The following is a 12,896-nucleotide window of genomic DNA, read 5'->3' as shown; positions in this document are numbered from 1 at the left end:
AACTATAGATGAATAGACATTATTATCAGCAAAAGTATTAATGAGACTAATTATTGATATTAGCGCCATTTATTTATAGAGATTCTATTTATCATTTATTTTATTTGAATATTTATCCTTGTTATTAACAGGTGCCTTTCTGGGGATGTCACTCCGCACGGATGGATGAGTCTGCTGCTTCCCAAGGCCCGGCAATAAACCCTGTATGGACTTAGGGGGACTGCATTCGCCCGGAGGAAATATGCGTTACAGATTAAATCCAGTATTGTCAGGCCTGCTCGCCACTTTTAGTATTCCTTTCGCTACTGCCGATGTGCTATCTATTTATTCCCCGCTAACGAACGATAATCTTGCTAACCGACAGGCGGTAATTAATGATGGTTCCGTCGGCGCTATTACCGGTAATCAACGCTTCCAGCCCGGAACCAATGGTGCAGTCAATACCACGCTGGGCTCATTACAAAGCGCCGGGCGTATTGTTAATGACAACGGGGTGATTGGTGCCGAGCGCCTCGATCCCGGCCCGCAGAATTTCGCGATAACCATCCCCGATGCGACCACCGGCGGCAACACCACTTTCCAGGTATATAACCCCGCCAGTCTGGTGGCGCAAACCCCGGTTGGCGCCAGCACTGCGGTACCGGATATCGTCAACGTGGGTGACGATCAGTACATCAATACCCGTATTGCCGATGTCACAAACGGCACGCTAAACGTCGATATTGGGCAGCGCGGGGCACGGTCGACCGCCGCGACCAATGGCTGGACCATGGCGGCCAAGCAGAGCACGCTGTTCAACGTTGACGGTACCACCAACAGCTCAACGGTGAACTGGAATTCGAACAACCGCATCACCTTTACCGGCGCAGCCGCAGACCCCACGGTGCCGCGCCAGTTCCAGGTCACCAACGTCGCTACCTACAAGGGCGCATTTAGCGTCACCACCCTTGATGGCAAAAGTAACGCGTTTAACGTCACCAGCGCTGCCGGGCTTAAAAGCTATAACGACTGGCTGATTACCCAGCTGAAAAGCGGAAATCTCAATACTGCCTCCTACCTGACCGAATTTAACAAAGCCTTCAGTAAAACCAACCAGAATATCGACTACACCATCAGCGCGGATGACCCGAACGATGACGTGGCGCAGGCGATTGGCGACCGGGTGGTGATCGGCGCCAGCGGGGCCAGTGCGCAGGTGAATATTGCGGCGGGCAGCACGCTGGAAGTGGTCGGCGCCAACGGTGGTGCCATTCGCGCCACCGACGGGGCGACCGTGACAAATAACGGTAAAGTCTCCAGCTCCGGCGGGCTGGGCTCCGACAGCGCGGCGCTGAGCCTGAATACCGGCAGCCGCGGCACCAACTCCGCTACCGGGGTGATCAACGGCGGCTTTTACAATCGCGTCGACGGTACTGGAGTCGGGGCAACCGGCTATAACTCGAATGGCGTTAACCTGGCGGGGGGCAGCACCTTCGACAATGCCGGGATTGTCAACTTCGCCAGCGGCGGCAACCCGGCGGGCGGCTCGACGGCGGCGATTAATCTGACCTCTTCCACGGCGACCAACAGCGGCAACATCAACGTCGGCGTTAATGGCTCCAGCGCCAGCGGCACCACCAGCGGCGTGGCGGTGGATACCGGCTCTGATTTTACCAACGCCCGCGGCGGGACGATCTACCTGGGTCGCGGCCCGCAGAACAGCCTGGGTGAAGAGACGGCAGAAACCGCGCTGAATCAAAGTGGGACCACCAGCGGCATTTCGGTCAGCGGCAACGGCAGCGCCATCAACCATGGTGAGATCATTATGGGTAGCAGGGTACAGAACGGCGCCGGCATGCTGGCCAGCGGCGGAGCTAACAGTACCCTGATTAACGATACCGACGGCGTGATTACCGTCAACGGCGCAGCGGCGGCTGTACCGCGGGAAAATATCGCCATGTCGGTGCTCAATGCGGGCAGCGGCGGTAATATTGAAAACCGCGGTACCATTAACCTCAACGGCGTCAACGCCACCGGGCTGAAGGTGCTGGCCACCAACGGCAATACGGCGGCAGCGCAGTCCAGCGGCACTATCAACGTTGCGGGCGGCGCGGATCCCGACAGCGGCACGCGCAACTTCGGCGTCTGGGCGGAAGGCCAGGGCAGCGGTACGGCCACGGCCAATGTCGATGGCCCGATCAACCTGACCGGTAACGGGGCCATTGGTGTCCATGCGCGCGGCAATGCGACGGTGCTGGTCAACAGCGACGCCGTACCGCGCTTCAGCCAGGGCAGCAATCAGATCGCCTTCTTCGCTTACGGCCCGAATGCCAGGATCGACGTGACCAATAATAACGCCTTTGACGTGACCACCAGCGGCTCGACCCTGTTCCGTCTGGAGCAGGGCGCGGACTTTGCCGGTAACAACCTGTCGCTAACCGCTTCCGGCGCTAACTCCGTCGGGGTGATGGGGACCGGAACGGGTGGCACCGAGATCAACACGCAGAACGCCAGCTTTGAGGTTTCCGGCAGTGGTGCCACCGCGGTCATTATTGAAGGGGGAGCGGTGGGAAATATTGATGCCGGAACCTCCATCAATCTCAGCGGCGTTAATGCTGTCGGGGCGATTGCCGACGGGCAGAAACACACCCTGGCCGGGCGCACCAGCGGCAGCCCGGTGGCCAGCACCACGCTGACCTCGCAGGCTGCCCTCAGCTCCGGCCAGACCGGGCTAACCGGACTGATTGCCCGCAACCGGGCGCAGCTCACCAACGCCGGGAATATCACTTTCACCGGCGCCGGCTCCACCGGCATCCTGGTGGAGAGCGGGGCAACGGGTACCAACAGCGGCGATATCTCGGTGACCGATGGCGGCTTCGGCATGCGCGTCAACGGCAGCGGTAGCCAGGCGACCACGGCGAACAATAGCGGCACGATTAATGTGGAAGGCGGCTCGACCAGCCAGCGCACGCGCGGCGTCAGCGCGGCCGGCACCAGGGCGGTGGCAAACCTGACGGGGGCCATTAATATGAACGGACGCGGAGCGATAGGCGCCGAGGCGCTGAACGGCGCAACGGTTAACGTGGGTAGCGCTGCAACGCCCGCGTTTAATAATAGCGATCAGATCGCCTATCACGCCGCGGGCATCGGCTCAACCATCAACAGCAGTAGCGCAACCAGCAACGTCACCACCGATCGTTCCTCGCTGTACCGCATTGACGATGCCGCCGCGCTGAACTTCGGCACGCCGGCCAATATTACCCTCAGCGGGGCAGGCAGCAGTGGCGTGATCGCCTCCGGCCCCGACAGCCTGTTTAATAGCGGCAGCAGCCAGTTCAACGTTAACGGCAACGGAGCGAATGCGCTGCGCGTCGAAGGCGGTGCCAGCGCCACGCTCGGCAGCGGCACCCGCGTGGCGCTCAACGGCGCCAGCAGCATTGGCGTACTGGTGAATAATCTGCGTACCGACCTCAGCAATGCGCTGGATGGCAGTGCAGCGCCCACCCTGGTCACCAGCAGCGCCAGCGTGAGCGCAACAGGTGCCAACAGCATCGGCTATGACGTGGCCAACGGCGCCACGCTGGTTAACGACGGTGCGGTGAATATGAACGGCGCCAACAATATCGGTATCCGCACGCGCAGCGGCAGCAACATCACCAATAACGGCGTGGTGAATGTTGCCAACGGCACCGGGCTGGATATCAGCGGCAGCGGCACCACGCTGGCGAAAGGCGGTGAGATTAACGTGGCGGACGGCGTGGCCGGGGTGCGTATCAGCGCCGGCTCCAGCCTTGCGCTAAGCGGCAGCGACACGGTGATCGCTACCAACGGCAGCGCGCATGGCATTCTGCTCGACAGCGGGGCGGCGGCGCTGAATGCCAGCGATGCCACTATCAACGTTAACGGCGGCGGCAACGGTATTGAAAACCGCGTCGAGACGCGCAGCGTGACGCTAAATAACCTGACGGTCAACGTCGCCGACGGCAGCGGCCTGCGTACCGCCGTACCGTTCGATCCCGCCTCGACGGTGACCACTAACGTCAGCGGCAGCGGCACCGGGCTGAATTTCACCCAGGCCAACGGCAGCGCAACCACCAACGATTTGATCCTCGGCAGCGGCTATCAGTTTAACGTCAGCGGCGCGGGCGGCACCGGGATCCGCGCCAATACCACCGGAGCGGTGCAGTCGGCGGCCAACGTCAATATCACCAGCGCCAGCGGCGGTTCGGCCCTGGTAGCGGGCACCGCCAGCTCGGTGCTGAACACCGGGACGCTGGTCTCCGCCAGCACCCGTGCGCCGGTAGTGGATTTACGTGGCGGCACGGCGGTGTTTGAAAACCGTGGCACCATCACGCCAGGCTCGCCTGAGGGCGTGGCGGTGGCGGGCAGCAACGCCAACGATGTGGTGCTGCTGACTAACGGTGACGTGCTGGGGGATATCAATACCGGCGGCGGCACCGATGCACTTGAGTGGACCGGCGGTACGCTGAACGGCAGCCTGACGCTGGGCAATGGTGTGAATAACCGCGCCCTGATCCAGGGCGTTGACCTGGCGCAAACGCGTCACATCACTAACGGCGGAGCAACGGGCGGTGCGTTGACCTTTGACAATATCAGCGCGCGCGGTGGCTCGTTTAGCGCGGATGATATCAGTAAAGGCACCAACCTCGGCTCGGGCTGGAGCACCATTAACTTCAGTAACAGCCAGTGGACGCTGACCGATAATCTGCAGCTGGCGCACAGCACCGTCAATATCGACAGCGGCTCCACGCTGTATGCCGGGAACGGCGTTAATCCGGTGCTGGCAGGCGGCAGCAGCAACTCGCTGACGGTGAATAACGGCGGGCTGATTGACCTGACTAACGGCAGCGGATCGCCGGGCAACTCGCTGACGATTAACGGCAATCTCGCCTCTGCAGGCGGTTCGGTGAAAATAAATACCGAGCTGAACGCAGGCGGCGCGCTGAGCAATCAGTTCAGCGATAACCTGCGGGTGACCGGCAATGCCAGCGGCACCACGCTGCTGGATGTCACCCCGACCGCGCTCAGCACGGGGGCGCTGACCGACCTCGACTTCAGCAGCTCAATTGAGAGTAATGAAGGGATTTCACTGGCGCAGGTGGCGGGTAATGCCAGCAGAGATAGCTTTGCGCTGAAGGATGGCTACCTGGCCGCCGGCCCCTGGAGCTACGGGCTGTACAGCTTCGCACCGGGCACCAGTGATGCCAGCCAGCGGCGCGTTGCCGGGGGCAGCGATAATCAGTTCTGGGACTATCGCCTGGCAAATAACTACGTCTGCGCTGGCGGTGCTGCCTGTCTGACCACCTTTAACGACTACCTCGCGCCGAATCAGGAGAGCCGCCCGGCGGTGGTGCCGCAGGTGCCTTCCTATATCTCTGCACCGGTCGGCCTGGCCTACTACACCGCGGCGATTATCGACGACCTGCATAAACGCCTTGGCGAGCTGCGCCACCAGCAGAGCCAGCAGGCGGGCGACAGCGGCGAGATGTTCGTGCGCTATATTGGCTCCAACCTGGCCTGGAGCAGTAATAAGAGCTTTAAAGACTTCGGTTATGACTTCGACCTCGACTATAGCGCGCTGCAAATCGGCGGTAACCTGCTGCGGCTCGACGGCGAGAAAGACAGCCTGCGCGGTGGCCTGGCCTACACTCGCGGCAACACCCGCCTGCGCCCGGATGCGGCGGACGGTTACAGCTCCACCACCTTTGACAGCGACAGCCTGGCGCTCTATATGACCTGGCAGCGTGAAAGCGGCTTCTACCTGGATGGCGCACTGTCGTATGACTGGCACCGTGGCGAAACCGATATCCCGCGCCAGAAGGATGTGGCGAAGCTGAGAGGCAAGGGCTGGACGGCATCACTGGAGAGCGGCTACCCGTTTGAGTTTGATAACGGCGTGCGGCTGGAACCGCAGGCGCAGTTGATGTACATGCACCTGGGGATGGATGACTTCACCGATAAAGACCAGCTGACCGTGAAGTATGACAGCTACAACCAGACCATTGGCCGCCTCGGTGCGCGACTCGATCGCACCTGGACCGATGAGAGCAACCGTCAGTACACGCCTTACGTGCGCGCTAACTACTATCGCGGCTGGGGCGGTGAGTCAAAAACCCGCATTGGTGCGGAAAACCTCGACGTCAGTAACACCTTCAGCGGCGGCAACTTTGGCCAGATGTGGGAACTGGGCGTCGGTGGCACCACCACCTTTAAAAACGACATCTCGCTATATGCGGAAACCGACTACCGCAAGCAGATCGACGACAACGGGGCCAAGGGCTGGCGCTATAACGTCGGCGTGCGCTGGAACTTCTGATCGTCAGGCGGGCTGTATCACGCAGCCCGCCGTACTAAACATGCATCAGCAGTATTATAAACGTTGCCTTTAGAGTCAGCGCTGACTCTGAAGGTGTCTTAGCTGGCTCTTTTCCGCCTCTCACCGCCAAAATGTCGTTATGTCGCAATATTGCGCGCTTTGCTGGCGCGATCGCAAAATCAGGCGAACGCCGGCTAAAGATCCACGAACTCACGCCGAAAATATAAAAAAACGTAATTAATATTCTCCTCGCCAACCTTTGTTGATCCCTTTAAGGATTTAACCCATGCGTAATAATTTGCCCGTTACACAGCAAGAGTACCTGTTTGACGATCGCGCCACCCTGATGTCAACCACCGACACCCACAGCCATATCACCTATGCCAATGATGCGTTTATTGAGGCCAGCGGTTTCTCGCCGGAGGAGATTAACGGTCAGCCGCACAATATGGTGCGCCACCCGGATATGCCGCCGGAAGCGTTCGCCGATATGTGGGCGACCCTGAAGCAGGGCGAGCCCTGGACCGCGCTGGTAAAAAACCGCCGCAAGAACGGCGATCACTACTGGGTGCGCGCCAACGCCATTCCGGTGGTGCGCGACGGCGTGGTACAGGGCTATATGTCGGTGCGCACCAAACCAACCCCTCAGGAGGTGCGCGATACAGAACGCCTGTATCAGAACTTCCGCGAGGGCAAAGCCAAAGGGCTGCGTTTTCATAAAGGGCTGATTGTCCGCACCGGCATGATGCGCTGGCGCTCGATTTTCAAAACCCTGTCGCTGCGCTGGCGTATTCGCTCGGCGCTGCTGGCCCTGCTGCCGCTGTCAACGCTTGGCGTTTGGGGGCTGGGGCTGAGCCCGGCCGCGCTGGCGATGTTTGCTGGCGGCATGGCGCTGCTGCTGCTGCTGGCTTCGGCCTGGCTGGAGATGCAGGTCTCCCGGCCGATTGAGCGCGTCTGCCGCCAGGCGCTGCGCGTGGCGACCGGGGCCGATCATAAAGTGGAGCAGATGGACCGCGTGGATGAAGTTGGCACGACGCTACGCGCCATTGGTCAGCTGGGGCTGATGTTCCGCTGGCTGGTGGATGACGTCAGCGGCCAGGCGATCAACGTGCTGAGCGCCAGCGATTCTATTGCCCAGAGCAACAGCGAGCTGAGCCGCCGCACGGAACAGGCTGCGGCCAACGTGCAGCAGACGGCGGCGACCATGAACGAGATGACTGCGACGGTGAAGAGCAACACCGAAACTGCCGCCGAAGTGAAAACCCTGTCAGCCAGCACCAGCAGTGCGGCGGTGCAGGGTGGAGAAGCGATGGCGGATATGGTGACGATGATGGCGGAAATTACCGACAGCTCGAAGAAAATCGCCAATATTACCAGCGTGATCGACGGCATCGCCTTCCAGACCAATATCCTGGCGCTGAATGCGGCGGTGGAAGCGGCGCGCGCCGGTGAGCAGGGTAAAGGTTTTGCCGTGGTCGCCGGGGAAGTGCGCAGTCTCGCCCAGCGCAGCGCCAAGGCCGCCAGCGAGATCAAACAGCTGGTGGAAACCAGCGCCGAGAAGGTGAAGTCCGGTACGCTGCACGTTAACGAGGCCGGTAAAACCATCGAAAGTATTGTCTCGCAGGTGCAAAACGTCACCGCGCTGATTGCCCAGATCAGCTCCGCCACCGCCGAGCAGGCCACTGCCATCGGTGAGATTAGCCTGGCAGTGGAAGATCTCGACAACATCACCCATCAGAATGCCGCGAAGGTGGAGGAGGGCGCGCAGGCCTCCGGCCGCATGACCCGCCAGGCCACCCGCCTGGTCGAAGCGATCAGCGTGTTCCGTTAATTGCGTAGGGGTCGGGCATGCCCGACCCGCTAAACATTTGCTATGCTGACTCTCCATCCATTCGTGAGGATCCCATGTCAGCCACCGTCGACTTCTCCTTTGCTCACCGCCCGCTGATCCCCTATGCGCACGACTATCGCCACGGCGACTGCCAGCCGACGCATCATCATAGTTGTGCGCAGCTGGTGCATACGCTGAGCGGCGTGGTGAAGGTGGAGACGCCGCAGGGGCACTGGATTGTGCCGCCGGGGCGTGGCGTCTGGCTGCCTGCTGGGGTGCCTCATGCGTTGCAGATCACCGGGGAGGTGGCGGCGCGTACACTGTTTATCGACCCACTGGCGCGCGCCGATCTGCCCGCCACCTGCCAGGTGGTACAGGTTTCGTCGCTGCTGCGTGAGCTGATCGTCAGCGCACTTGAGCTGCCGGAGGTCTATGCGCCTGCCAGCCGCGCCGAACGGATTTATGAGCTGATCCTTGATGAGATCCGCGTAATGGCCGAGCTGCCGTTTACCCTACCGGAACCGAGCAGTGACGCGCTGATTGCGCTGTGCCAGGCACTACGGGCCGCCCCGGGGGAGAGCTGGACGCTGGAGAGCAGCGCCCGGCGGATTAACGTCAGCAGCCGCACTCTGGCGCGGCGCTTTTATCAGGAAACCGGACTGCAGTTCAGTGACTGGGTGCGGCGCGCCAGAGTAATGGAGGCCCTGACGCGCCTGGCGCTCGGTGAGTCGGTGCTGGCGGTCTCACTCGAGCTGGGTTATGAGAGCCAGAGCGCCTTCAGCGCTATGTTCCGCCGCATTCTCGGCGTGGCGCCCAGCGACTACTTCCCGTCCGCCAGCTGACCCTGTGCCAGCGCATTCAGCAGCGCCTGCAGCGAGGCCCGCGACACGTCGCTGTCGATGCCCACGCCCCACGCGCTGCGGTTATCGGGAAAAGTGCAGAGCAGATAGGTGGCGGAGCGGCTGTCGCTACGCTGGCCGAGGGTGTGCTCGTAGTAATCCTGGATTGAGAACGGCACGTCAAACGCCTGGCGCAGCGCGTCAACCGCCGCGGACAACAGGCCGTTGCCACGCCCGCTAATCTGCTGCATTTTTTCCCCCTGGCGTACGCTGGCGCTGAACAGCAGTTGGCCCTGGCTATCGCTTTCGCTGCGATACTCCGCCAGCTGGAGCTGCGGCGTATCAATGCCGTACTCCCGGCGGAAAAGCTGCCAGAGCGCCGCCTGGGTCATCTCTTTACTCTCGCGGTCTGCTTCCTGCTGCACCCGCTGGCTGAAGTCCTGCTGTAGCGCACGCGGCAGGCTCAGACCGTGATTCTGCTCGATCATCCACGCGGCCCCGCTCTTGCCGGACTGGCTGTTGACGCGGATCACGGCCTCATAGCTACAGCCGATGTCTGCCGGATCGAGCGGCAAATAAGGGACTTCCCAGCGATTATCCTGCTGCTGTTTGCGTTCGGCGAAACCTTTCTTAATCGCATCCTGGTGCGATCCGGAGAAGGCGGTAAATACCAGCTCCCCGGCATAAGGATGGCGCGGATGCACCGGCAGCTGATTGCACAGCTCGACGACGTCCACCACCTGCTTAATCTGACTGAAATCGAGCTGCGGGTGTATGCCCTGGCTGTAGAAGTTGAGCGCCATCGTTACCAGGTCGACATTGCCAGTGCGCTCGCCGTTGCCAAACAGGCAGCCTTCGACGCGATCCGCACCGGCCAGCAGCGCCAGCTCGGCAGCGGCAATGCCGGTGCCGCGATCGTTATGCGGATGCACGCTGATGCATACCTGCTCACGCTGCGAGAAGTGGCGGCAGAAGTATTCAATCTGGTCGGCGTAAACATTCGGCGTGCTGACCTCCACGGTGGCGGGCAGGTTGATAATCATTGGCCGCGCGGCACACGGCTGCCACACGGCGGCGACCGCCTCGCAGATCTCCAGCGCAAACTCCGCTTCGGTAAAGCAGAAGGTTTCCGGTGAGTATTCATAGGTCCAGCGCGTCTCTGGCTGCGCTTCGCAGCGTTGGCGGATCAGGCGGGTGGCATTCACTGCCAGTTCAATAATCTGCGCTTTGCTCTGGCGGAACACCAGGCGGCGAAACACCGGCGCGGTAGCGTTGTACAGATGAACGCAGGCACTGTGCGCACCCTTCAGCGCGACGAAGGTGCGGTCGATCAGGTCGTCCCTCGCCTGAGTCAGCACCTGGAGGGTGACATCGTCGGGGATCATGCGCTCCTCGATCAGCTCGCGCACAAAGTTAAAATCGGTCTGCGACGCCGAAGGAAACGCCACCTCAATCTCTTTAAAGCCACACTGCAGCAGCAGCTGCCAGAACTGCTTTTTCCGCACGGCATCCATCGGTTCCGCCAGCGACTGATTGCCATCACGCAGGTCGGTGGAGAGCCAGCGCGGGGCCTGTCTGAGCGTGCGTCCGGGCCACTGGCGATCGGTTAACTGTAACGGAGGAAAGGGATGATACTTGTCAGCGGGGTGTTGCAGCATGGTCTGGCTCCTTGTGTTGTGAGCCGTTAGTCTGACGCGCAGCGCGGCGGCTGGCTGGCGCATAACTGACAACCTGTGGTGCAAAACTGACAGGCGAAAAACATAAAAAAAAGAGCAAACGATGAAGTTTGCCCCTTGTAACGCCCTGGTGGTGGCGTGATAGGTCTGTTATCTGCGGATAAATGATCACTGCCAGCAAGGCTGATAGAAATATCTCATTATATCCTTGCTGCTTTAATGGAGATATAGGCGTGCTTTATTATGTCAGTGGATCTGACACTGAAGGTTATAAGCGTCTTTTCTCATCAGTGCAGGAAGATTAATAGCAAAATGTGATTGATACTGCAATTTCATTTGGTACGCCATGCAGCCACTAATATGTGTTTAAATATTACCACTAAGAAAAAATGCATAACATTCAATTGGTTGGTGTTATGCATTGTGGGGTTTTTCTGAGTTCAGTATCGCGAAGGTTATTTTTCGCTTTCATCACGCGTGCAAACGACGAATAAAAGGCTATAACTGGACGTTAGCAGGCTATTAATTATTAGATGTACAGGTAACAGATATTACTCATGCACAAGAGGGAGAGACAATGAGTCAGTTCTTTATGAATCAGAAGCAGGATCTGGTCAATGAGGCGATTGAAGGGGTGCTGCAAAGCGCGGCCAGCCACAATCTGGCGCGGCTGGCGCTGGGGCCGCAGATGCGGGTGGTGGTACGCAGCGACTGGGATAAGTCGCGGGTTGCCCTGATCTCCGGCGGTGGCTCTGGCCATGAACCGGCCCATATCGGTTTTGTTGGCAAAGGCATGCTAACCGCGGCGGTCTGCGGCGATGTATTTGCTTCACCCAGCGTGGATGCGGTGCTGCACGCCATTATTAACGTCACGGGCGAAGCGGGCTGCCTGCTGATCGTTAAAAACTACACCGGCGACCGTCTCAACTTCGGCCTTGCAGCGGAAAAAGCCAAACAGCTGGGCTATCGCGTTGAGATGGTGATGGTGCGTGATGATATCGCCCTGCCGGATAATCCGCAGCCGCGCGGAATTGCCGGAACGGCGCTGGTGCATAAGGTCGCTGGCTTTGCCGCTGAGCAGGGGCAGGGGTTGGAGGCCGTCAGCGCGCTGGCGCAGCGGGCAATTGATGCGACTGCCTCTATCGGGCTGGCCTTTACCACCTGCCACGTGCCGGGGGAGGATCGTGACGATCATCGCGTCAAGCCGGGGTGCAGCGAGCTGGGCATGGGGATCCACGGCGAGCCGGGCGCCTCGACGCTGAAAACGCAGAACAGCGCGGAGATCGTGGCGGAGCTGACGCAGCGTTTAGCCAGCAAAAGTGGCAGCGGTAAGCTGGCGCTGCTGGTGAATAATCTGGGCGGTTTCTCCGCGCTGGAGATGGCTATCCTGACGCGCGAAACGCTGAAATCTGCTCTCGGTAAACAGGTGAAGCTGCTGATTGGCCCGGCAACGCTGGTCAGCGCGCTGGATATGAAAGGCTTCTCACTCTCCACCCTGCAGCTTGATGATGAGCTGGAAGCCGCGCTGTTAGCCCCGGTAGAAACCAGCGGCTGGGTGCGTGCGTTTGAACCCCGGCCGGCAAAAGAGCAGGAAGCGAAACGCGTCGCGCAGCAGCAGAACTTTACGCCTTCGGATAATGCGGCCGTGGCCGCAACGCTTCACACGCTGTGCCAGACGCTGATTGAACTGGAGAGCGAACTAAACCAGCTGGATGCCAAAGTAGGCGATGGCGATACCGGATCCACCTTCTCTGCCGGAGCGCGCAGCGTGCTGGAAGCCAGCCAGAACGGGGAGCTGCCGCTCGACCAGATGGATGCGCTGCTTACGGTGGTGGGCGAAAAGCTGGCGAACGTGATGGGGGGCTCCAGCGGCGTGCTGATGTCGATTATGTTTACCGCTGCCGGGCAGCAGTTGAAGCAGGGTAAATCGCTGGCCGGGGCGCTGACCTTTGGCCTTGAACGCATGCAGCATTACGGTGGAGCGGGCGTGGGCGACCGCACGATGATCGACGCACTCGACCCGGCGTTTGCCGCGTTAGCGGCAGGCAAAAATCTGGCCGCTGTCGCTGCCGCAGCGAAGCAGGGCGCAGACAGTACCCGCCAGATGCTCAGCGCCGCCGCCGGGCGCTCCTCCTACCTCAATCAGGAGAGCCTGAAGGACGTTAAAGATCCGGGGGCTTTCGCGGTGGAGAGCGTCTTCGCTGCGCTGGCCGCTCAGAGTTAATGTCGTGACA

Annotated in this window: 5 protein-coding genes; 4 read left to right on the top strand and 1 reads right to left on the bottom strand. The window is 60.4% G+C overall.

The window, feature by feature from the left end; translation table 11 throughout:
• Window positions 1-241: 241 nt before the first annotated feature.
• The 3 genes from ID864_RS07010 (at window position 242) to ID864_RS07000 (ending at window position 8,989) form a co-directional block, all read left to right on the top strand.
• Window positions 242-6,316, top strand: a complete 6,075-nt coding sequence (locus ID864_RS07010) for an autotransporter outer membrane beta-barrel domain-containing protein (RefSeq protein ID WP_191149619.1) — start codon at window positions 242-244, stop codon at window positions 6,314-6,316.
• A 286-nt stretch (window positions 6,317-6,602) separates the two neighbouring features.
• Window positions 6,603-8,147: a methyl-accepting chemotaxis protein gene (locus tag ID864_RS07005; protein WP_191149618.1), complete on the top strand. Its 1,545-nt coding sequence runs from the start codon at window positions 6,603-6,605 to the stop codon at window positions 8,145-8,147.
• A gap of 74 nt (window positions 8,148-8,221) precedes the next feature.
• Complete coding sequence (locus ID864_RS07000; protein ID WP_048917530.1) at window positions 8,222-8,989, top strand: AraC family transcriptional regulator; 768 nt, start codon at window positions 8,222-8,224, stop codon at window positions 8,987-8,989.
• Here ID864_RS07000 and leuA read toward each other — a convergent pair.
• Window positions 8,968-10,644 carry a 2-isopropylmalate synthase gene (leuA, locus tag ID864_RS06995; RefSeq protein WP_048917529.1) on the bottom strand — a complete coding sequence of 559 codons (1,677 nt, stop codon included), beginning with the start codon at window positions 10,642-10,644 and terminating at the stop codon, window positions 8,968-8,970. The two genes, ID864_RS07000 and leuA, sit on opposite strands and share 22 nt — an antisense overlap.
• A gap of 595 nt (window positions 10,645-11,239) precedes the next feature.
• Between leuA and ID864_RS06990 the strand changes: the two genes are divergently transcribed.
• Window positions 11,240-12,886, top strand: a complete 1,647-nt coding sequence (locus ID864_RS06990; protein ID WP_099753701.1) for a dihydroxyacetone kinase subunit DhaK — start codon at window positions 11,240-11,242, stop codon at window positions 12,884-12,886.
• Window positions 12,887-12,896: the final 10 nt, after the last annotated feature.

Source organism: Erwinia aphidicola (genome assembly GCF_014773485.1).
GTDB classification, from domain to species: domain Bacteria; phylum Pseudomonadota; class Gammaproteobacteria; order Enterobacterales; family Enterobacteriaceae; genus Erwinia; species Erwinia aphidicola.
This window is presented reverse-complemented; position numbering and strand designations above follow the sequence as displayed.